The organism is Acetobacter oeni (assembly GCF_011516825.1).
Classification (GTDB): Bacteria; Pseudomonadota; Alphaproteobacteria; order Acetobacterales; family Acetobacteraceae; genus Acetobacter; species Acetobacter oeni.
Map to the genome: position 1 here is coordinate 64,520 of NZ_WOTA01000019.1, position 23,167 is coordinate 87,686.

The window sequence follows — 23,167 nt, forward strand, 5'->3', positions numbered from 1 at the left end:
GGGTGTCGTTGCAACCGCGCGGAATATTCTGGAGTGGCGGAAACCCGCCATCCGGGTAAAAGCGGGAGCACAGATCACAAAACCTGTGTCCCTTATATTATCAGATGCTATCGCCCGGGCTCGTTCCGGTGATGTCTCGCTCAGGCATGGCTGCCGTGGCAATGTTTGTATTTCTTCCCGGAGCCGCACGGACAGGGTGCGTTACGCGGTGTCTCGCCCCATGTGGACGGATCGTCGGGGGAAATCGCACCAGAACTGACCGGTTCGGTTAAGACAGAAGCCGGTGCGGAAACGTATTGCACAGCCTCTGACGCGAGACCGGGGACACCCGGGTCCGGATGAAATTCAGCGACACCTTCAAACGGATTGGGTTCAAGAGGCGGAGCGACTTCGACCCGGGTCAGCATTGAGACAACACGCTCGCGCATTTCCCCCAGCATCACATTGAAAAGCAGGAACGCCTCATGTTTGTACTCGTTTAACGGATCTTTCTGGCCGTAGGCGCGCAGGCCGATACCCTGCCGAAGCTGGTCAAGCGCATGCAGATGCTCTTTCCACACTGAGTCGAAGGTCGTGAGCAGGATCTGCTTTTCCAGATACCGCATAAGGTCGGGACCGAAATTAGCAGTGCGGACGGCCTGAGCCTGCGCGGCCGCATCTTCGATTCTCGCGGCGACCTGTTCACGGTCCATCCCGTCTTCCTTTGCCCATTCGGCAATCGGAAGATCCAGGTTCAGGACACGCCGAAGATCGTCCGTGAGTTCAGCGCTCTGCCACTGCTCCGCGAAGGCTTTCTCAGGGATACGCTGATCGACGAGAGCCAGAATCAGCTCCTCACGCATATCATTGACGATGGCGGCGACATCATCATCTGTCATGAATTCACGACGCTGCGCGTAAACCTCCTTACGCTGGTCGTTCATGACATCGTCATATTTGAGCGTATTCTTGCGCATATCGAAGTTACGGGCTTCGACTTTTTTCTGAGCGCGCTCAAGAGCTTTGTTCAGCCACGGATGGACGATGGCTTCGCCGTCCTGCATGCCCATCTTCTGCAGCATTCCGGTCATCCTTTCGGAGCCGAAGATACGCATCAGGTCATCCTGAAGGGAGACGAAGAAGCGGGAGTTGCCCGGATCGCCCTGGCGACCGGCACGACCACGCAACTGGTTATCGATCCGGCGACTTTCGTGACGTTCCGTTCCGATAACGTACAGACCGCCAGCTGCTTTGACGATTTCCTGATTCCGGGCGACTTCTTCACGGATAGCGGCTTCGGCGGCCTCACGCTCCGCCGGATCAATGATGTGTTCGAGTTCCTGCTGGATGCGCATCTCGACATTGCCACCGAGTTTGATGTCAGTGCCGCGACCCGCCATATTGGTGGCGATCGTGATTGCGCCCGGTGCGCCAGCCTGAGCAACGATGGTGGCTTCCATTTCATGGAAGCGGGCATTCAGCACATTATGCGGAATGCCACGCGCCTTAAGCGCAGCGGAGAGGGCTTCGCTCTTCTCTACGGAGGTTGTGCCGACCAGGATTGGCTGGCCGCTTTTGTGGATTTCTTCAACGAGTGTACCGACCGCATCAAATTTCTGCTGTTCGTTCAGATAAATCTCATCATCTTCATCTTTACGGGCGACAGGGAGATTGGTCGGGATCTCGATAACGTCGAGCTTGTAGATTTCCGCAAACTCATCCGCTTCCGTCATGGCCGTGCCGGTCATGCCAGACAGTTTTGGATAGAGGCGGAAATAGTTCTGAAAGGTGATCGAGGCGAGCGTCTGGTTTTCCTGCTGGACCTCGACGTGTTCTTTGGCTTCGAGCGCCTGATGCAGACCGTCAGAATAACGACGGCCTTCCATCATACGACCGGTAAACTCGTCGATAATGACGACTTTTCCATTTCGGACAATGTAGTCCACGTCACGCGAGAAGAGCGTGTGAGCGCGCAGGGACTGCTGGACATGATGAACGGCAGCGACGTTATGAACGTCGTAAAGACCGCCGTTTTCGAGCAGGCCGGCATTGCGGAGCAGTTCCTCGACGCGATCCGACCCCTCTTCGGTGAGAATAACCGTGCGGAGTTTTTCGTCTTTATCGTAGGAAGCCGGGTCTTTCACCAGTTCGGCGACAACGGAATCGACACTGTTATAGAGTTCTGTGTCACCTTCCGCCGGACCGGAAATGATGAGCGGGGTTCGCGCTTCGTCAATGAGGATGGAGTCGACCTCATCGACAATCGCATGATTGAACGGCCGCTGGACCATCTCGTCCAGCCGATATTTCATATTGTCGCGCAGATAGTCGAAGCCGAACTCATTGTTCGTGCCGTAGGTGATGTCGGCCGCATAGGCCGCCCGGCGCGCTTCGTCCGGTAGATTCGGTACGATCACACCGGTTGTCAGGCCGAGGAACCCGTAAAGTTTGCTCATTTCCTCGGCATCACGACGCGCAAGGTAGTCGTTTACAGTAACGACATGCACGCCTTTCCCGCCAAGCGCGTTAAGGTAGACGGCCAGTGTCGCGACGAGCGTTTTGCCCTCGCCTGTCCGCATCTCGGCGATCTTACCGGCATGCAGGACCATGCCGCCGATAAGCTGGACATCAAAATGGCGCATACCGAGAACGCGCTTCGAGGCCTCACGGCAAACGGCGAAAGCTTCCGGCAACAGAGCGTCGGGAGTTTCCCCTTTTGCCAGGCGCTCCCGAAACTCAATGGTTTTATGCGCGAGAGCGGCATCGTCGAGAGCGGCGACCGAGGGCTCGAATGCATTGATTTCTGGCACGCGGCGCTGGAAAGCCTTGAGCGAACGGTCATTTGAGGTGCCGAACAGGGCGCGGGCGAGCGAGGCGAGCATGAATACCTTTCCGGAACAGCACGCTTTTTCTGACTGAAGCCTGACTCTGTTTTATGCTTCCTCGGTCAGGAAGCACCGGCCCGAAGACCGTGAGACTCAGGGCGAGAACTGGTCGCGTGCGGGCATTGAGATAAGGCCGGTGATGCTCCAGGTCAACCGATACGGGTCAGAGCGGCTGTTTTCTGCTATGTATTCATCAGTTCACGCGGTCTGATCCGAATGCGACAACAGTATATCAAAGGCGGCGTTACGAATTGACAGGTGCAACCCTTGCGGGTGTGTGTCGTGTCAGCCATGATGCGCGCCGCTCAGAAACTCAGGGTTTATTCTCTCATGCGGTTTACCAGCCCGGCCTCTGCCCTCGCGACGGCGGTCCTGCTTACTTCGACACTTCTTTCCTCCACAGCTGCGTCTGCTGCGCCGGCGCCGCCGCCGCCCGCCAGTTCAGCGGCTCCTGCTGCTGCGCCGGCACAGCAGCCACCTGCTGATCCGAATCTCGTGGTGGCGACTGTCGATGGCAATAAAATTACGCTGGGCGATATCCGCCAGTCGGCGGCGAACATGCCGCAGCAGCTTCGTCAGTTGCCGCCCAACATGATTTTCCCGATGCTGGTTAATCAGGCCGTTGACCAGAAGGCGATCCAGATTGTCGCACATAAAGCAAATCTGGAAACCGACCCTGAAGTCAGGGCTGCCATGGCTGCCGCGGCAAACAACGCGCTGCAGACAGCCTGGCTGTCGCGGCAGGTGACGCCGACGCTGACAGATACAGCCATCCACGATTATTACCTGAAAAACTACGCTAACAAGCCGCCTGAGAAGGAAGTGCATGCTCGCCACATCCTCGTGAAGACCGAGGCTGAAGCGCAGGATGTCATCAAAAAGCTGAAGGCGGGTGAAGCGTTTGGCCCGCTGGCTGAGAAGCTGTCGATCGATAAGGGCAGCGCGAAGAACAATGGCGGCGATCTGGGGTGGTTCAAGAAAGGCGACATGGTTCCGGCTTTCTCTGATGCCGCCTTCGCGATGCAGCCAAATACCTTCAGCCAGACGCCGGTGAAGAGTCAGTTCGGCTACCACGTCATCCAGATTCTGGACACGCGGACTGCGCCGATTCCTAAGGAAGACGAGGTCAAGGACAAGATCCGTCAGCAGCTGATTCAGCAGGGTGTCCGTTCGGCGGTCGAGAAAGCCACCTCTGAAGTGAAAATCGTTCGCTTTGGTCCGGATGGAAAACCTATTCCTGAAAACGCTCAGCCAGCGCTTCCGGGCACGCCGACGGCTGCGCCTGCGAAATAAGGAGTTTACCGCTGCCTGTAGCCGCGGTTTCTTTCTCTGGATAGAATGGATGAGGGGCGTCGTTACGGCGCCCCTTTTCCTGTTGGACGGGACGAATTCTGAACGTCCCGAGTGTCTGTCATGACCCGAAAGAGGTTCGCTTCGATGGCCAAGCCGCTGCCTGTTTCTCCCCTCGCCTCCCCGTTGCCTGCACTTGGTGTCGTAGCTGGCGTGCGCCTTGGTGCTGTTGCAGCTGGCATACGTTATCAGGGACGAACGGATCTTGTCGTTGCGGAATTCGCGGAAGGCACGACCGTCGCGGGGGTATTCACGCAATCGAAATGTCCGGGGGCACCGGTTGACTGGTCGCGGACTGCTCTGAAAGGCAGATCGGCGCGGGCTCTGGTCGTCAATGCGGGTAATGCGAACGTATTTACCGGACGGGCCGGTGTGGAGACATGCCGGGCAACGGCAGAGGCGGAGGCCAGGCTGGCCAGCTGCGCGATGCACGAAGTTTTCCTGGCCTCGACGGGCGTGATTGGTGAGGTGCTGCCTGCAGACCGGATCACGAAAGCACTGCCGAAGCTGCATGGAGCGCTCTCCGAAACAGGCTGGGAGGACGCGGCACGCGGGATCATGACGACAGATACGTTCCCGAAGGCAGCAGTGAGAATGATTGAGATTGACGGCGTGCCTGTCACCATTCAGGGCATCGCGAAGGGCAGCGGCATGATTGCGCCGGATATGGCCACAATGCTGGGATTCATAGCGACAGATGCCGCCCTTGCTTCTGCTGTGCTTCAGACTCTGCTGGTAAAAGGTGTTTCGGGCAGTTTCAATGCGATCACCGTGGATTCCGACACGTCCACTTCCGACATGGTGCTGCTGTTCGCGACAGGCGCCGCGGGCAACCGGGCAATTCCGGACGCGGATGACCCGGCTCTTGCTGCATTCCGTGAGGCCCTGAATTCGCTGCTGCTTGAACTGGCGCTGATGGTGGTGCGTGACGGTGAGGGCGCGAACAAGCAAATCAAAATCATGGTGAGTGGCGCGGTGTCCGATGTTTCGGCACGTGAGGTGGCGAAGGCGATTGCCAATTCACCTCTGGTAAAGACTGCTGTAGCCGGTGAAGACGCCAACTGGGGCCGGGTCGTCATGGCTGTTGGCAAAAGTGGTGAGCCGGCCGATCGGGACACGCTGACAGTAGCGATAGGGGGGGTGACAATCGCGCGGGACGGCACGGTTGTTGAAGGCTATGATGAAACACCGGTTGTGGCCCATATGAGGGGCCAGGAGATTGAGATTGCGGTCGATCTTGGTCTGAGCACCGGGGCAGCGACGATGTGGAGCTGCGATCTGACGCATGGCTATATCGACATCAATGGTTCCTATCGGAGCTGACGGTTTTTATGACTGATAGCGGCGGGCTGCCCCAAAAGGATAATGCGTGATGTCGAGTGCTATTCCTCCCGGATGGGGTCAGAGCGGCTGGTCAGGAAGAGAGGCAGGCGGTCCTGGAGGCGGGTTATCCGGGGATGAACAGTCCGTTCTCGGCTATGCGGGATTCTGGATTCGGATGCTGGCTGTTATGCTTGACGGTCTGATACTGGGTGTAGCCGGGTATTTTCTGCGTCTGCTGGCAATTCCTACACTGAGATTCGATACAATCGAGGTGCCGGGGGACAGTCCATCCTATGAAGTTGCCTACAGAACAACGGATTTTTTCTATTCTATCCCCTTCCCTCACGCGCATGTCGACACCGCAGGCAACAGTCCGTTCTTCTTTCTGCTGTCGCTGACCTATGCCGTTGTTTCCGAAGCCTCACTGATGCGCGGCACTCCTGGAAAATGGCTTCTGGGACTTCATGTTTGCGATTTTTCCGGAGAACGTATTTCACTCATCCGGTCTCTGGTGCGCAATCTTGTCAAGACATTCATCTCTTTTCCGTTTTTCTGCCTGGGCGTCCTCATGGTGGCCTTTACGCCACGCAAACAGGGGTTGCACGACATCATCGCTGGCACGCTGGTGCTGCGGAAACAACGCGTTGTACAGTTCAGCGAGCGGATCTGACCTGCTTCTGGCAGAAATCCGGAATTTCGTGAACGCTCAAAAGCTTTCAATATCCGATAAATGCAGACAGTTTAGTGCTGTGTATTACCTTCCCGGCAGAAGCAGATTTCTGTTGCGTGAGGTTAAAAGACCGGAGCGGTTAAGATGACTATGATCTGGATATACCTGAAACCTTCAGCCACGGAAGATGTGCGGTTGTCTGCCGCCATATCATCCGGAGGGCGCAGGTATCCGGTCGCCGCCCGCATATTACTGATTGGTTTTCTGCTGTGCCTGGCACCGGGAATCCGAACAGCGCTGGCTGAAACCAATACTCAGACAACCGCTGTTACGCCTCTCTCGTCCAAAGAGGCGCAGGAACTTCTGAATGTTCTGAACGACCCTAAACAGCGAGAAAATTTTACTCACGATCTGTCGCTTATGGCGCGCGGGGTTCAGGCGACAGTCCCGGTCGCAGCGACTTCCGCTCCGGCAGCAAAAACGGCAGCACCGAAACAGGCTGTTGCGAATGCGGCCAACACTGTGGTTCTGCACAACGATCTGTCTTCCGGATTTTCATCTATAAAATCCAATGCCGCAGCATATCTTGAGAACTTCCTTGCGCTGTTTAAGGATCTGAAGACCGTCGGGACGTGGTTTCGCAGTGAAATCAACAATCCGCAGACACGGAATCTGCTAATCGGGGCTTTTACGCGGGCTTTCATTATTGTCGGCGCGGCGCTGCTTGCGGAATGGGGAATTAGTCTGGCGCTTCGCAAGCCTCTGCACCGGATTACGGACCGCGCTGTTGCACATGAAGATATGAGCGGAGGCAAAAGGCAGCCACACAACAGCAGATCGACAACGAATAAAAACGCAGATCTGTCTGACGTTCAGATAGCGCAGGCGGCAGCAACTTCCGGAACATCCGATACCGGGGCGCCGGCAGAAGAGATCCAGACACTGGAAACGCGCGCTGACGACCAGCGTCGACAGATTGAAACACTGCGGTTTCTTGCCCGTATTCCGTATACGCTGATGCACCTGTGCCTGAAACTGGTTCCCCTTGGTGTATTTCTTGGCATAGCTTTTGCGTGTTCCGCCATTGCTACGAACACATCGGAAGCCGCGACGGTGACGGAGACTCTGGCGCTCGCCTATGCGGCGGCCCGTGGTCTGTTCATATTTCTGGAAACGATCTTTGCGCCTCGCTCCCCCGCTATTCGTCTGCTTCCTGTGGAAGATTCGACAGCGTGGATGCTGACCCGCTGGTGGAATATTCTGGTCGCAGGGCCATCGATTGTTGTCTGTCTGTCTGTTCTGGGCGGAGAATTCGATCTTTCCGACCGCGGCACGGCGGCAATGATTCGTGCGGTTGTGCTGGTCGAGCATATTCTGATTGCGATCTTTATATGGCGTCTTCGTCCGATCGTTGCCCGGGCACTTGAACCTAAACGGAAAGCAGCCAAAAGCGCATTCTGGTCATTCATGCTGGCTCTGGCCCATGTCTGGTGGATTCCGGCTCTGTTTCTGGACGGGGCGTTGTGGGTCGTCTGGGCCGTGCATTTGCGCGGAGGGTATGACTGGATTTTGCGCACAACCGCACTGACCATTGTGGTGATTGCAGCGTCGAGGTTGCTTGCTGTTCTGGCTTACGGAGCCCAGGACCGGTTATTCCGCCTTAGTCCTGATCTGGTAAAGCGCCGCCCGGATCTTCAGAAACGGGCCGATGTCTATTATCCGTTTGTACGCGGCGCGCTGACAGCAATTATTACGTTCGTCAGCTTTCTTGCGCTGACAGAAGCGTGGGGCCTGAACACCTTCCAGTTTTTTTTCTCGAACCGGCTTGGCTCACGACTTCTCGGCGCGGCAGTAACAGTTGCCGTCGCTGTCACCGTCGCTGCTGCGATCTGGGAAATCATCAATGCGATGCTGAACAATCAGCTTGAGCGTTACTCTCAGTCGGCTCAGGAGACGCGTGCAACGCGACTGAAAACAGTTTTGCCGATTATCCGCACGGTTCTCCGAGCCGCAATTATTATTATTGTTACCGTAACATCGTTGTCCCAGATCGGAATCAACGTCACGCCCCTGCTGACAGGTGCGGGCATTATGGGTGCGGCTCTGGCCTTCGGTTCGCAGAGTCTGGTGAAAGATTTTATCACCGGCTTTTTTATGCTGGTCGAAGATGCGATTCAGGTTGGCGACTGGGTTACGACGGGAGGCGTTGCCGGCACTGTCGAGCATCTGTCAATCAGGACCGTGCGAGTACGGGCCATCAATGGCGATCTGCATATCATCCCGTTCTCATCGGTCACATCGATTGCGAATACGGGCAGAGACTTCAACCAGATCATTGTCAAGCAGACGGTTGATCTTACAGAAGATGTCTCTCGTGTGGTGAAGATCATGTCCGATGCCGTCGATCAGATGCGTAAAGAAGATGCGTTTAAGGGCATCATCTATTCCGGATATAATGATCTTGGCGTGGACAGCACGGACGGGAATGGCTCGGTCATCATCGGTTCGATCAGAACGGCAGCGATGATGAAATGGAAAGTGCAGCGTGAATTCTACAAGCGCATTGCGCATCCGATGGCGGATCAGGGTATCAAATTCTATACGCCGACTTCTTACACGGCTTCGGCGCCGGGCACGGCACTGAATATTGCAGGCAAGCTGTCGGCGCCGCCTGGCGCGCCCGCAAATGAGGATGTTCCTGCCTCAGGCAAACCGGTTGCAGAAGAAACTCATCCGGCGCACGCTGACGGTAAGACTGGTGGCAAAGATGCTGCCGGGACAGGGCCGGGAGACGGGCACAATGGAGAATAACAGCACGCGGCCCGGAGAGGTCGCTGTTCTGGATGCGGTCGAAAGTGAGACTCGCAAAGACCATTTTGCCCGTATTGCATCTGCGCAGATGCGGTTGCTGCTTGAAGCATTCGGAATGTCAGACTGGGACGGTTTTGCTGAGAGCTGGGGACGGCTTGGCGTCGACCGTTATATGGCGGATGGAGCCCGCTATCGGCGGAGGCGCTATGCGACTTTTTCCCTGACTCAGGATGCGATTATCCGAAAACGGCATCAGCCGCATTATCAGAGCCGGGATTATAATACGCTCAATGGCGGAATTGAGCGGTGGTTCGAGCCTGTTGAAAAGAAGGTCGCGTCGCATCCGGTGATGCATGCGGCACTGGCGCTGACGCGGCGGCTGGCGATGGATCTGACGCCGGAAAACGAACGCCCGGACGTCTGGCATGCCGAGGTACATCAGTTTCGCATTGAGGCGCAGGAAAACATTACAGGTCACCCCACTCCGGAGGGGCTGCATCGCGATGGCGTGGACTGGGTTCTGGTGGTTATGGTCAGGCGGGAAAATGTCACCAGTGGCGATACAACGATACACGACCTGCAAGCGCATGTCGCAGGGAGTTTTACGCTCTCAGCACCTCTGGACGCGGCCTTTGTTGATGATAATCACGTTTTCCACGGAGTAACGCCGATTCAGCCCGTCGATCCGACACAACCGGCTTTTCGTGATGTTCTGGTGGTAACCTTACGACATCAGTAAGGCCATGCTCCTGAGTAATGAGCGGCGTGCCAGCCGACGACAATCAGTAACGTAACGAACGTCATAGCTCCTATCATCTGCATCAGCTCTTTTACGGCCGGACGATCCATATGATCGATGTCAGCGGAATCTGTAGCGACGTGAGTGACCGGATCGGGAGCCACCGGGATAACCGGGTCTGCATGGCCATCCGGATGAGTATTTGCCACCACAGTCTGATCTGTCGCTGAAATCGAAGCAGCGACTGACGAATGACTGCCGTGATCTTCTGTTACTGCCTGAAGCGGGACTTCCGGGTCTGCCATCTTGTCGTTCATCCGTTTCCTCCCGGCAGGAATAGTAACACGGCATGCAGAAAATGCATGCATCTTTTCTGTGCTGCCGGACAAGGCAATACGCTGTGTAAAATACCTTTCGCGAAGCGTGTGGTTAACCCGGAAGAAAGCATCCTTCCCCTACGATCCTTTGTATGGATCTGGAGATAACACACGAGCAAAAACAGGCAGCGGGCATGCGTAACGAAACGCAACCCTTTACTCGTTTATTCAAAGCCGCTGCTGTTCTTCTGTTCAGGCGACGAGTGCTTCTGTCAGGGGTCTGCCTGTTTACCGTGGGGACACAAACAGGACACGCTCAAAGCCTGGATTACAGTGCTTTTGAGACGCTGTTTGGTGAGCCTGTGACGTCCTCTGTGACGGGCAAGCCGCAGAGAGCCAGCGATCTTCCGACTGATATACAGATCATTACCAGTGATCAGATTGTCAGCTCCGGCGCGCAATCAGTTCCGGATGTGCTGCGCATGGTCGCCGAAGTGGATGTGCGCAGTTATTCAACGCTGGGTGCAAACATTTCAATCCGTGGGAACGATGCCGCCGGTGGTTCACATACGCTTGTTCTGGTCGATGGCAGACAGGTATATCTTGACGGGTACAATTATACGGACTGGGGGCTGCTGCCAGCTTCTCTCCGTGATATCCGCCAGATTGAAGTCGTTCGGGGACCAAATTCAGCTTTATACGGCTTCAATGCGTCCGGGGGTGTCATTAACATTGTGACACGCGATGCTCTTCATGAAAACAAGAGCTATATACACCTCAATGGAGGCAGCCTTGGAAATTTTGGAGGAGAGTTTGTTGCTTCGCACAAGTTTTCAGATCAGTTTGCCGCCAAACTCTCCCTGAACGGCCTTGAGGCAGATGAATATACCGATGCAAGAAGCCGGGGCACACTCCCGCGGACGCATGCGCTGAACGCTTCTCTGGACCTGAGAGGGCAGATTACTCCAAAAATTGACTGGCAACTTTCCGGAACAATCGGAAAAGAGACATCACCCTTCTGGGTGGATGTCGGAACCTATGTTGATATCGCCCCGCTTTCAAAAAGCCTTGAGGGCAAAATTAATGCAGATACAAGCTGGGGTCTGGTTGAATTTAAGGCCTATGAAAATGGCTTCGATTCCAGCGTATCTGATGTCATTTCAACTCAAAATCTTAATATTCCAATTGCTTTTGGTTACAAGCTTAACACAACTGATGCACAGCTTTCTGACACAATCACGCTCAACAACCGCAATGATCTTCGGTTAAGCGTTGAATATCGTTATATGGATTTGACTGCGCAACAGAGTGGCGTAAAAATGTCCAATGAATATGATATGCTCGCTGCTGGGTCCGCTGTGTGGGATTATCGGATTCTTCCACAGTTAACATTAACAAACGCTGTCCGGGTTGATGCGCTTTACGTTCCGCGAATGCGAAATTCCGGGGTTCCGGATGCCTCTCTGTCTGACTCGCATCATTACATGGAACCCAGCTTTAACAGTCGTTTGCGATATGATGCTAAAAAGGTCGGTGTTTTTGGCCTGAATGTAGCCAGAGGCATTCAGTTGCCTGCTTTATTTGACTTTGCACCGACGCAGAATTTCGGGCCAGCTGCCGTTTTGAATAACCCGGCACTTGTGCCTTCAACAACAATCAATGTCGGTTTGAACTATTCGCGGAAAATAAATCCAATCAACGCAAATTTTTCACTTTCACTCTTTGCTCAGAGAACCAGCAACATGCTGGGGACACCATTTGCTTCTAATTTTAGTTACGATCCTCCCTTCACAGTTACAGTAAGGCCGGAAAACTATGGCCGGGTTGACGACGCTGGCGGAGAAGCGAGACTTGAGGGCATAACTACCTTCGGCCTGAACTGGGATCTCTCATATGCGATGTCGGCTGTCCGGGATCCTGACAAAGCCTCAACTATAAATTTTCAGCGCCAGACACCGGTAAACAGCGTCATTGGCGGATTTTCATATAAAATTGGGAAATTCGAACTCAGTTCGCACGCTCGCTGGCAGTCACACTATCAGGACGTAGTAGCCAGATTAACGGATCTTTCTATTGAAAATATGAAAATTCCTGGATTTGTTACTTTAAACGCTCGTGTAGCATGGCATTTCGATAAGCGTTTCCTGCTGTCCCTGAGCGGTGATCAGCTTGCTGACCCGGAATTACGCGAGACTGCAGGCCTCCGGATTCAGAGACGTCTTCTTGGTGGCCTTACTGCTCAGTTCTGATTTAAGAATTTTTCTGATAATGAAGTCAGATCTCAATGAGTGAAATGGTTTCATATGTCAGGCGCGACTCCTCTGATACTTTCTTTTGGTAGTGTGAACATTGATGTCACTGCCCGGGCCAGACACATACCAAAGCCGGGTCAGACAATTCATGCCGAAAGCTATTTTATTGCCCTTGGAGGTAAAGGCAGCAACCAGGCTGCTGCTACAGGTCGCCTTGCCCGTTCGCTTCCGGTCAGGGCAGCGCTTGCCGGTCGGGTGGGTACTGACCCGTTTGGAATTCAGGCAAGAAAAAAATTACTCGAATTTGGCGTTGATCTGACAGCCCTCCGGGACGATCCCGACACGCCCACAGGACTTGCGTTAATTATCGTGGACGATACATCAGGAGAAAATAGTATTACCGTCGCAGGTGGAGCCAACATGGCAGTCACCATCGCAGATATCGACGATGCTGATGCCCTGTTCTCCGCTGCCAGCGTTCTTATGCTTCAACTGGAATTACCGGTATATACTGTTCTTGAAGCGGCAAAACGTGCGAAGCAGGCTGGCGCGACCGTTATCCTTGATCCGGCACCTGTGCCGGAAGGAGGATTACCTGCACAACTCTGGCCTCTGATCGATATCATTACACCTAACGAGAGTGAGACGCTAAGCCTTGTCGGACTAGCGCCCGAAACAACCGAAGATGCTGCGCGTGCAGCGGCCATGCTCATTAATCGAGGCGTCAGAGCAACTGTCGTAAAGATGGGCGCACGCGGTGTGTGGTGGCAGGACGAGACCGGCAGCGGCTTTATCCCGCCATTTACTGTCACTGCGGTCGATACAGTTGCTGCCGGAGACTGTTTCAATGCAGGCCTTGCAACAAGTCTTGCTCTGGGACAAAATCTTGCGGAAGCAACCCGGGTGGCGGCTGCATGCGGAGCACTTGCCACGACGCGGTACGGAGCGGCTCAGGCGTCACCGGAATGGGAAGATGTTGCAGCGCTTCTGAGGCATTCCACATGACAATGCCTCAGAAGCGCTCCAGCCACGATATATTTAAAAAACCGTCGATTCCATACAGCATATTCATTTTATTTTTCTATACACAGAATACAGAAATCTAACTACTTTTCTTTTCACCACACTAAATTTACTGGCATGCTTTCTAAAGACATATATTTACAATACGAAATTATTTATTGACCATCTCTCTGCTTCCGCCAAAAATATAACGAAATTTTTGAATTCAGAAATTTTATATTAAGTTTTATTGCAGAAAATTTTTATGTTTTTTTATTATTTAAAAATGCAAATTATTTAACGAAACTACAATAATAATAATTTTATTCTTACAGAAGATAATACATATAATAAAAATATTCTGATATTAAGAAAAGACAATCGATCCTCTGCCTTCAGAGAGCTATCCGACGTCGCGCACAGGAGACCTGCCACTTCAAAGCACCATACAGAGCCAGAATGTCAAACAAAGCGTACAAACCCGCCGTCATATCATTTTGTCGATACAGGAAAACAAGAGTGTAGAAAAAATCGACGGCGATCCATAAATACCAGTTTTCGATATGCCGCCTGGCAGACCAGAATGAAGCAAGGAGACTGAAGCAGGTAAGAGTCGCATCAATCCTGGGAAGAGGATCGTCAGTCCAGATTGCCATTATCGCGCCGAGCACGACGGACGCCAACATCGCGGCGGCGAAACCGAGCATAAGATTAATCAGTGTAACAGACACAACCTGAATGGTTTGCTCTCCCGCTTTCCGGGCACTGGACCAGCTTTTCCATCCATAAATCTGAGCGGCAACATAAACACACTGAAGCATCATATCGGCATAGAGCCTCCACTCATAGAAAAGTTTTGCATAGAGCAGAACAGCAACGATACCGACCGGCCAGCAGAGCATGTTACGACGCGCCGTCAGCCAGACACCCAGAACGTTGACGACGACAGCGACAAGTTCAGGATACGACATAATCCCATATTCCTTTCACGACAGAGATCGCAGTTTCAGGAAACATAAGGTATACAACAAATGACATCGTATTTTTGTGGTGGGAAAAAATATGTTTCGGTGTAGCGACATTTATCATGAAAGACGCCGTGCAAATTTATCAAGATGCCCGAGCATTACTTCTCCCTCTCTTTCCCGGAACCAGTCGGCATGACCGAGAAGAAATTGGTCGTAAGCGATCTGTGCATCCGCCTCGTTCCGAAGAATACCGGAAAAATAATCAATTTCACTAAGAGCGAAATCCGCGTGGACGAGAGGCAGGATAGCGCTTAGCTTTTTTACGGCTCTGATACTGAGCGGAGAAACGGAGTTGTAGCCGTTTAACAGGGCATCAAGCTGACCAAGATTACCCACAGGACCTGATCCATTTTCGGCATCAAGCCATGAGATCAGGTTGCGCTCAATGGCCGTTGCGAGATCGAAAAGAGCGAAGGTCCTGTCGGAAAGACCGAAATCAAGAATGGTCTGAACATGACCCGCATTGTCGGATGATGACCAGAGCAGATTTGAGGCATGCCAGTCACCATGCGTCCAGAGAGGTGGTTCGTCGTGCAACAGAGCATATGCGTTTGCGTGGAAAGGAATAATCAAACGCTGATTAATATCTGTTTCCCAGGAACGCGATGAGAAAAACCGGGCGAGTGCCGGACGAGCGGATAATTCTGCCTTGAGGATGCGGAGAGGATCAGGCGAGCCAAATATGCTGTTGCTGGCAACAAGAAGTTTCGTTTGCCGTGGTGGTGCCTGATAGGTGACGGCTGCCTGGTGAAACTTTGCGAGCATCTGGCCGGCAGCGAAAGCATGGGAATCATGAGCAAAGGCAGTCCACGATGGACTGTCACGATAAAAATCGTATCCCCTGCCCGGTTGGTAGACTTCGTAAGTCCAGATGTCATCGGCGATGGCTGTTTCGCCATTTCGCGCGATGAGAATATTGACGACAGGAACGTGATGTTGCCGCAGATGGCCGATGAATCGGTGTTCTTCAGTCAGGTCTGCGACGCTGCGAACGCTGTGATGATGGCGTTTAACGAAAAGGCTGCCCTTTGAGGTTTTGACTTCGGCGGCAGAGGAGAATGGGCGCGGGCTGCGCCAGAGAATATCCTGAGGGCTGCCAGAAGATGGAAACTGTGAGAGCACGTTTTCAAGTTCAGGCAGTCGGATTTCGGGCCAATCCGGTCGTTTCAGGTCATTACCGAGACCGTGAGCGTAATGAGTGCTGCTCATACCGACATGCCGGCCGTAAGCGATTTCCCGGTTACGGTCGGTCGGCAATTATTAGAAATTCTGTTATTGGGAAACATACAATCTGTCCGGGCCGAATAATGAATCAGAAGCCGGTGGAAGCTGTGAACAGGGCCGCGAACCCGCCGCCGACGTAATAATCGGGAGAACTTCCGGCAATTGTCGTGCCGTAACGGCCCGTGGTGTCGCGGGCATTCAGGGTCGGATCTGCTATGCCGGAAAGGTAATGTTCATTGGTGATATTGATGAAATTCATACGCAAGGTGGGGGCATGCAGATGGACGGCGTCAGAGAAGCGGTATCCGATAGCAAGATCGCCTGTTGTGTGATCGGAAATACGTTCATCGTTCATAAAGGTTGCGTACTGATGCCCGGTATAGTGAACGGTCGCGACGCCGAAGAGATGTCCGTCATCATAGCTGATGCCCGCTGCAGCCTGGAGGGTCGGGCTGCGGACAGCGGTTTTTCCTTTTGTAGGCAGGAGATCTCCACCTGAGGCGATGTCGTTGTCGATAGTGGCGTGAAGATATTCACCGGAGACGTAGGGGCTGAAATGGTGCCATGGACGGGTACCGAGTTCGATGTCCACGCCACGTGAGGTCTGGCCACCGCCATTGAGGGTAGACTGAATGATGGCGCCATTCTGGGAAACAAGCGTGGCAATCTGTCTGTTTGTAAAATTGTAGTTGAACAGCGTCAGACTGCCGATGAGCCAGGTTCCGTTGCGGCGGTAGCCGAGTTCTTCCGAGATCGAGTATTCCGGCTTTGTGTCTGGTGTGGCGGCAACAGAGATGCTGCCGGATGAAGGGTCGTAGGTGTTGTAGAAAGCGGTTTCATCGGGGGCGCGGAAATTGGTTGTCGCGTTCAGGAAAAGCTGGTTGGCGTCATCGATACGCCAGCGCGCCCCGAGACGGGGAAGCGGCTCAGCATAGTTCGCGTTCGCGTGGTATTGCGGTCCGGGGAGGTCGTTGGTCCCGTTCCGGGTGAGCATGACCATTTTAAAGCCTGCATCGATAGTCAGCCGGTCGTGCAGGAGAGATATGTGATCGCCGACATAGAGAGCGTTTGTCTGTGAGATGGTGTGATCGCTGGCAGCGAGCAGAGGCTGGCCGTCAGAGAGGTGGATGAGAGCGGACTGCTTTTCGGCCCATATATCCGCTGCGTTGCCGTTTGAGCCAACGGCTGTGAAGCTCTGCTGCTCGGTATCATCGGTGTAATCGTACCAGTAGCCGAGGACAAAATCGTTCCGGCCGAGTCTGTAATGCAGGGCAGCGTTGAAGCCTGAGCGATAGCTGCGCTGGGTATAATTGGCGCGGACGGTCGCTTCGTCGTCCTGTGCACCGGGCAGACTCAGCGTGTCTGACAGTGCCTGGTTACCGTTATAAAGCCCGGTTTCCGACAGGGTGGAACCACCAGGCGCATTGCCGTACGCGAGCTGACTGTAAGGGGTGACATCCAGTGCGAGACGGTCGGTGAGGTGCAGATGGACCGGGGCTCCGACATAGAGCGTGCGCTCGGGATCACGCCACAGGCGCCAGTAATCCGTGCCCCCGGCAGCATTATTGGGATCGTAGCGCCCGGCGAGATTGTTTGCGCCGTGGATGCCATCCTCTTTCCAGCTTTCGAGGGAAACCTGAGGATAATAACTGGTGATGATATTCGTCCATGAGCCCAGGACAGCCGCATGGCTCCCCTGCCCCCACCCTTTGATGAATTTGAAATCGACATGCTGCCGATTGTCGCGTCCGGGACCGCGCCAGTTATCGGTGGCGCCGTGAGAATAGGAAACGAAACCCCTTACGCCCGAGTGACCGATCTCGCCTGTTTCCAGACGGATGAACTCACGATTTGTATTGTAGGAACCGTAAGAAACACTGGCATAGCCACCGGGTTTTTCGGACGGGTCGAGAAAAGACAGGTTCATCAGACCGCCCGCGGCATTGAGCACCGGACTGTCGAGATCAGCGGCGCCCTGAGCCAGGGAGACCCCCTGATAGTTTTCGCTGTCGGCGAACTGTGACGGGTAACCGGAATAATAGGCGATGTCGTTGAGGGGCATGCCTTCGAGGACGTAGCCCAGGGCATCGCTGTTCAGACCGCGCACGGTAATGTTGGTTGAGGGCGAGAAACCGAACGGGTCGGAAGTGGCGACATTGGCGCCGGGCAGCATGGAGGCAAGCTGGAAGGCGGTCGCCATGGGCGCCTGTTTGCTGATGTAATCGCGGTCAACCGTACTCACGGAGCGGACTTCGTCATGGGGACGGATGAGGCCGCCACCGGGCTGGTGCCCGAGGACTGCATCGGCATGACCTTTGACGAGAATAGTTTCAGAAGTTCTGGCCCGAACGCCTTTCTGTAGTATTTCAGTTTCGCGGCGCGTAGTTTTTTTAGCCGGAATTTCGTTACTTTCAGCCGAAGCGATGACGGGCAGGCCGTACAGCCCCGCAGTGACAACACTGGCGAGAACCGTTGTCGAACGTCGGAAGCGGACTGGCAGATATGGCAAGATCCGTGTCCCTTCTTTGTGGCATTACAGCATCTTACGTTAGCAGATTATCGCCTTAACCTATTCGAACCGTCGTCAAAACCCTTTCTTCCAGGCGCGAATAAAATTTTCGGCCTGCCCTGCCGGCAAAGCCGTCTGTCCACTCAATTTTGCCGGCCGACCCCGATTTATCATGCTGCATCCCGCTTTTCATCTGAAACGGGCACACGGATCAGATAGTCGAAGGCAGAGAGAGCAGCCTTTGCACCGTCGCCTATTGCGATCACAATCTGCTTGAAAGGCGTGGTAGTCGCATCGCCTGCGGCGAATACGCCGGGCAAGGATGTAGCACCATGACTATCAACAATAATTTCGCCAAAATCGTTAAGTTTCACGGTGCCGCGTAGCCAGTCGGTGTTGGGCAGCAGGCCGATCTGAACAAACACACCGGCGACGTCAATATGATGATCCGCCCCGTCGCCGCCGCGATATGTCAGACCGGTCACTTTGGTGCCGTTGCCTTCGATGCGTGTCGTCAGAGCTTCGGTCAGAATGGTGACGTTCGGCAGGGATCGCAGTTTATCCTGCAACACCTTGTCTGCCTTCAGCCCTGAGCCACGCTGAAGCAGCGTGACATGCGACACGATGCCAGCCAGATCTATTGCAGCTTCGACCCCGCTGTTGCCGCCACCAGCAACCGCGACAGGCAGTCCTTTATAGAAAGGACCGTCGCAATGCGGGCAGTAGGCCACGCCTTTATTGCGATATTCTTCTTCACCGGGCACACCGAGATGGCGCCAGTGCGCGCCGGTCGCAATGATCACCGTCCGTGCATGAAGGATGGCGCCGCTTTCGAGGGCGACACCATTCATGCCGCCCGGATGCGCCGCAGGGAATAGTTCCTTTGCGCGTTGCGACGAGATGACCTCAACATCGTACTGGTGAACATGTGCTTCCAGAGCTGCGGAGAGTTTCGGACCGCTTGTCTCTGTTACTGAGATAAAGTTTTCGATGCCTTCCGTGTCCATGATCTGGCCACCGAAACGATCACCTGCAAGACCAGTGCGGAGTCCCTTTCTCGCGGCATAAATGGCTGCGGAGGCGCCTGCCGGACCGCTGCCAATGATCAGCATATCGAACGGGGCGATGTCTTTCAGTTTTTCCGCGGCGCGCTTAGGGGCATCGGCATCGAGCTTTGCCAGTATCTGGTCCATGTCCATGCGGCCCGTATCGAAAGGCTCGCCGTTCAGATAGACCTGCGGAACGGACATGATATTCTTCGCCGTGACCTCGTCCTGAAACAATGCACCGTCGATCGTGACGTTATGAACATTCGGATTGAGAACGCTCATGGCATTGAGTGCCTGCACGACATCCGGGCAGTTCTGACAGGAGAGCGAAACGTAGGTTTCGAAATTGTAATGTCCGGGCAGCGCCTTAATTTGTGCGACTGTGTCAGCATCGAGTTTTGGCGGATGGCCGCCAACCTGAAGCAACGCCAGAATCAATGAGGTAAACTCGTGGCCCATTGGGATAGCTGCGAAGGTGACCCCTGTTTTTGAGGTTTCGCGCCGGATGACAAAGGAAGGACGTCGCGTGGCACTTCCCTGCTCCGAGACATTCACCTTGTCCGAAAGCGCGGCGATCTCATGCAGAAGCTCATGCATCTCGCGCGATTTCGGGCTGTCATCAAGCGACGCTTCGAGCACGACGGGATGCGCGAGATTCGCAAGGTAGCCTTTAAGTTGCGTTTTGATGGTGTCTTGCAGCATGTGGAAGAACTCCGTTTTTCGGCTGGCGTGGAACCGGAGGCCCGGTCCCGAAGGACCGGACCGTTCCCTGGTCAGATTTTGCCGATGAGGTCCAGTGACGGGGTCAGAGTTGCGCTGCCCTCTTTCCACTTCGCGGGGCAGACTTCACCCGGATGGGAGGCGACATACTGAGCCGCGTGGATTTTATCGAGGAGTTCGGTTGCGCTGCGACCAACACCACCGGCGGTAATCTCAATATACTGGATCTTACCTTCGGGATCGACCAGGAAGGTCCCACGGTTTGCGAGGCCGGCTTCCTCGATCAGCACGCCGAAATTGCGTGAGATATGGCCGGTCGGGTCAGCCAGCATAACATATTTAATCTTGCCGATCGCAGGCGAAGTGTCATGCCAGGCTTTGTGCGTGAAATGTTTGTCGGTCGAAACCGAGTAAATCTCCACGCCCAGCTTCTGGAACGCTGCATAATTATCAGCCAGATCCTCAAGCTCCGTCGGGCAGACGAACGTGAAATCAGCCGGGTAAAAGAAAATAACGGACCATTTACCCTTCAGATCCTTATCGGAAACCTTCACGAACTTACCGTCGTGGAAGGCATCTGTTTCGAACGGCTTAATCTCGGAATTGATGGTCGGCATAAGGAAACCCCTCTGCTTTCGTTTGTCTGTTGGTGACGGAGAGCTTGTCTCACAGGAGCAAACTGCCTGGAAACAGTTTCTGTCGATGGCTGTTATAGGTAAAACCTTTTGATAAGTGAACCTGAATCGGGCTTATCTATATCCATGACTTATGTCGCCCTTTCCGGCCTTTCCCTGCGGGATATTGAATATGTTGTGGCCGTCGATGATCTGCGCAACTTTTCGCGCGCGGCAGAACGCTGCGGCGTCAGCCAGGCGGGTCTGTCCGAGCAGGTTCGCAAACTTGAGGCGCTGCTCGGCGTGGTACTTTTTGAGCGTACGCGGCGGCATGTCGTTCCGACGCCTGATGGTGCCAGGCTGATTGCCATGGGGCGTGACGTAATCGCGGCAGCCCGGGCGATGATTGAAATGGCACATACGCAATCTGGGCCGCTTGAAGGCTTACTGCGTATCGGGGTGATCGCGACTCTGGGACCTTATTATGTTCCGAGTCTGCTACCGTTATTGCGGCGTGCCTATCCTGAGCTGAAACTGCAACTCACTGACAGCCTGACTGCGCCAATGCTGAGAATGCTGCAGCAGGACGATCTGGATCTTATTTTCGCAGCGCTGCCGGTCCCAGGAGACACATTTCACTGTGCTCCCGTTTTCGGTGAACCGTTTCTGGCGGCGTTACCGGTCAGTCATGCACTTGCACGAAAAAAGACGCTTCTGATGCACGATCTGGAAGGACCTGATCTTCTGCTTCTTGAAGAAGGGCATTGCCTTCGCGATCAGGCATTGTCTCTATGCGGTGTATCGCCACAACGCGATCAGCAACGACTTGCGACCAGTCTGGAAATGCTCTGGCATATGATCGGTGCAGGCGAAGGCTATTCGCTGATCCCGCGCCTTGCTCTTCGTAATCGCGGTGAGTGGGACGACCTCATTTCGGTGGTTTCTGTGCCGGATGCCAGCCGCACTATTGGTCTTGTCTGGCGTAAATCTGATCCGCGCGGAACTGCTTTTACGGAGTTCGCCCGTTTTCTGCGCGATCATGTTCCGGAAGGGTGTCGGGTGGTTCACACATAAGGCAGAGACAACCTGATAAGACTGGAGGATAATGGATTTACAGTCATTTTATACATATAAATTTATACATATAAATCTGTATTTTTCATTTGTGTTATTTATTATTAATATTTATAAAAATAATAACTAATTATTTTTCTGTAACACTGAAGAGTAAACGCGACTTCAACCAGACAGACAGTTGCTTCCCGACCCTCTCCGTGCGGTAAACTGCTTCAGTCGTTAGAGCCCTTTTGGAAATTCACGGATGAGCGTTTCTGCGTAGCATGAGGCTTCCCATGGCGATGTGGATCATGGCCTCTGCGACGTCGATCCGCTGTTCGTAGTCCTTCACAAGGCGACGCCAGCGGATCATCCAGCCGAAGGTCCGTTCCACGACCCACCGACGCGGCAGGATTTCAAACCCTTTTGTTGTATCTGACCGTCGGACAACCTCGACTGTGAAGTCGAGAAAAGCGGCCTTGTCCAACAACTGGAGGCGGTCATAAGCTCCATCCGCGAAGAGATGCTTCACCCATGGCCAGCGTTTGCGAATGGCATCGAGGATCATCTGTCCTCCTGCACTGTCCGAAATATCGACTGTCGTCAGCCTGACCAGAAGCAACCGGCCATCCGTATCAACTGCGATATGGCGTTTCCGACCGACAATCTTCTTGCCTGCGTCATAACCACGTGCCTTTGCATGGGGCGCCTTGATACTCTGGCAATCGATGACACCACCCGATGGACTGGCTTCGCGTCCTGCCATCTCACGACCGAGCATCAGGGAGACATCATGGATGGTCTGGAACAGGAAACGGCGCATCAGCCTGCGGAACCACCAGTAAACTGTCTGCCATGGGCCAAAATGAACCGGAAGCATCTCCCAGCCGCAGCCTGAGCGGACAAGATAGCGCAGAGCATTGATGATCTCACGCAAATCGGTTGTCCGTTTCCGACCACGCCGGTTCGCAGGAGGCATCAGAGGCGCTATGCGCTCCCATTCCTCATCTGTCAGATCAGATGGATAGCGTTTCGTCTTGCGTGTAATGCCGGCCATACGGCCTCTTTGCTCGGGCGTCCATATCCATAGCTTGAATCACACGCCGTGCCTCCTGAAAACCCATCATATCGAATTTCCAAAAGGGCTCTGATTCGTAACCAATGAATGCCTGTACTCAGAACCTGTTAATTCATTGAACTGAACATTGACTGGAGGGTATTATGTAGTTTCTGTCGTGAATTGTGCAGTAAAGATGGATGATTATTGCACGCAAACCCTATCCGCCTGATATCAGTGACGAAGAATGGTTTCTGATTATTCCATACCTTCTCCTGATGAAAGAGGATACTGAGCGGCATCATCATGATCTGCGGGAACTGTTCAACGGTCTTCGGTATGTGATCCGTTACGGGATTGCATGGCGGGCCATGCCGAACGACCTGCCGCCATGGTCTGCGGTTTATCAGCAGTCCCGGCGCTGGATGGAAACAGAGTGTTTCGAGGCTCTCGTCCACGATCTGCGGGCTGGACTGGACGTGTCACGGTTTAGTTCCGGACCATTGGTTATCTGTTAAGCGGCGTTGCGCTCATAATCCAGAAGGCTTTTCCATTAGAGTGCGGAATGGCGCCTCTGCGGAT

Annotated in this window: 16 protein-coding genes and 1 pseudogene; 9 read left to right on the forward strand and 8 right to left on the reverse strand. The window is 54.0% G+C overall.

All coding sequences use genetic code 11. The features are described 5' to 3' along the window. Nucleotides 1-140: 140 nt before the first annotated feature. Nucleotides 141-2,861, reverse strand: coding sequence for a preprotein translocase subunit SecA (gene secA, locus GOB90_RS12675; protein ID WP_146887843.1), 2,721 nt, complete (start codon nt 2,859-2,861; stop codon nt 141-143). Between the two features lie 333 nt (nt 2,862-3,194). Between secA and GOB90_RS12680 the strand changes: the two genes are divergently transcribed. The 5 genes from GOB90_RS12680 to GOB90_RS12700 all read left to right on the forward strand — a co-directional run bounded on the left by GOB90_RS12680 (nt 3,195) and on the right by GOB90_RS12700 (nt 9,757). Further along, nucleotides 3,195-4,157, forward strand: a complete 963-nt coding sequence (locus GOB90_RS12680; protein ID WP_146887941.1) for a peptidylprolyl isomerase — start codon at nt 3,195-3,197, stop codon at nt 4,155-4,157. A gap of 144 nt (nt 4,158-4,301) precedes the next feature. Beyond that, on the forward strand, nt 4,302-5,537 hold the full coding sequence (gene argJ, locus GOB90_RS12685; RefSeq protein WP_146887939.1) for a bifunctional glutamate N-acetyltransferase/amino-acid acetyltransferase ArgJ: 1,236 nt from the start codon (nt 4,302-4,304) through the stop codon (nt 5,535-5,537). A 49-nt stretch (nt 5,538-5,586) separates the two neighbouring features. Further along, complete coding sequence (locus GOB90_RS12690) at nt 5,587-6,207, forward strand: RDD family protein (protein WP_146887841.1); 621 nt, start codon at nt 5,587-5,589, stop codon at nt 6,205-6,207. A gap of 150 nt (nt 6,208-6,357) precedes the next feature. Continuing rightward, nucleotides 6,358-9,018: a mechanosensitive ion channel domain-containing protein gene (locus GOB90_RS12695; RefSeq protein WP_242012002.1), complete on the forward strand. Its 2,661-nt coding sequence runs from the start codon at nt 6,358-6,360 to the stop codon at nt 9,016-9,018. Continuing rightward, a complete protein-coding gene (locus GOB90_RS12700) occupies nt 9,008-9,757 on the forward strand; it encodes a 2OG-Fe dioxygenase family protein (RefSeq protein ID WP_146887937.1) in 750 nt (249 codons plus the stop codon). Before GOB90_RS12695 ends, GOB90_RS12700 begins: the two co-directional genes overlap by 11 nt. Here GOB90_RS12700 and GOB90_RS12705 read toward each other — a convergent pair. Beyond that, the gene (locus GOB90_RS12705; RefSeq protein WP_146887837.1) at nt 9,751-10,074 is read right to left on the reverse strand and encodes a hypothetical protein; all 324 of its coding nucleotides are present in this window, start codon (nt 10,072-10,074) and stop codon (nt 9,751-9,753) included. The genes GOB90_RS12700 and GOB90_RS12705 overlap by 7 nt on opposite strands. 194 nt (nt 10,075-10,268) lie before the next feature. Here GOB90_RS12705 and GOB90_RS12710 point away from each other — a divergent pair, with 194 nt between their 5' ends. Both GOB90_RS12710 and GOB90_RS12715 read left to right on the forward strand, forming a co-directional pair. Beyond that, nucleotides 10,269-12,323 (forward strand): TonB-dependent receptor plug domain-containing protein, encoded by a 2,055-nt coding sequence (locus GOB90_RS12710; RefSeq protein WP_173572083.1) that lies wholly within the window; start codon nt 10,269-10,271, stop codon nt 12,321-12,323. Between the two features lie 54 nt (nt 12,324-12,377). Next, a complete protein-coding gene (locus tag GOB90_RS12715; protein ID WP_146887833.1) occupies nt 12,378-13,331 on the forward strand; it encodes a ribokinase in 954 nt (317 codons plus the stop codon). 392 nt (nt 13,332-13,723) lie between these two features. Here the strand turns inward: GOB90_RS12715 and pnuC are convergent, their stop codons facing one another. From pnuC to ahpC, 5 genes are all read right to left on the reverse strand, one after another. Beyond that, nucleotides 13,724-14,299 (reverse strand): nicotinamide riboside transporter PnuC, encoded by a 576-nt coding sequence (gene pnuC, locus GOB90_RS12720; RefSeq protein ID WP_146887831.1) that lies wholly within the window; start codon nt 14,297-14,299, stop codon nt 13,724-13,726. A gap of 114 nt (nt 14,300-14,413) precedes the next feature. Further along, the gene (locus GOB90_RS12725) at nt 14,414-15,565 is read right to left on the reverse strand and encodes a phosphotransferase enzyme family protein (protein WP_146887829.1); all 1,152 of its coding nucleotides are present in this window, start codon (nt 15,563-15,565) and stop codon (nt 14,414-14,416) included. A gap of 103 nt (nt 15,566-15,668) precedes the next feature. Next, complete coding sequence (locus GOB90_RS12730; RefSeq protein WP_242012003.1) at nt 15,669-18,089, reverse strand: TonB-dependent receptor; 2,421 nt, start codon at nt 18,087-18,089, stop codon at nt 15,669-15,671. 170 nt (nt 18,090-18,259) lie between these two features. Then, nucleotides 18,260-19,840 (reverse strand): alkyl hydroperoxide reductase subunit F, encoded by a 1,581-nt coding sequence (ahpF, locus tag GOB90_RS12735; protein ID WP_146887827.1) that lies wholly within the window; start codon nt 19,838-19,840, stop codon nt 18,260-18,262. A 71-nt stretch (nt 19,841-19,911) separates the two neighbouring features. Next, nucleotides 19,912-20,475 (reverse strand): alkyl hydroperoxide reductase subunit C, encoded by a 564-nt coding sequence (ahpC, locus tag GOB90_RS12740; RefSeq protein ID WP_146887825.1) that lies wholly within the window; start codon nt 20,473-20,475, stop codon nt 19,912-19,914. 144 nt (nt 20,476-20,619) lie between these two features. Between ahpC and GOB90_RS12745 the strand changes: the two genes are divergently transcribed. Further along, complete coding sequence (locus GOB90_RS12745; protein ID WP_146887823.1) at nt 20,620-21,546, forward strand: hydrogen peroxide-inducible genes activator; 927 nt, start codon at nt 20,620-20,622, stop codon at nt 21,544-21,546. A gap of 241 nt (nt 21,547-21,787) precedes the next feature. Here the strand turns inward: GOB90_RS12745 and GOB90_RS12750 are convergent, their stop codons facing one another. Then, on the reverse strand, nt 21,788-22,612 hold the full coding sequence (locus GOB90_RS12750) for an IS5 family transposase (RefSeq protein ID WP_146887820.1): 825 nt from the start codon (nt 22,610-22,612) through the stop codon (nt 21,788-21,790). 173 nt (nt 22,613-22,785) lie between these two features. Here GOB90_RS12750 and GOB90_RS12755 point away from each other — a divergent pair. Next, nucleotides 22,786-23,070 (forward strand): annotated as a pseudogene (locus tag GOB90_RS12755) (transposase); the annotation flags it as partial. Nucleotides 23,071-23,167: the final 97 nt, after the last annotated feature.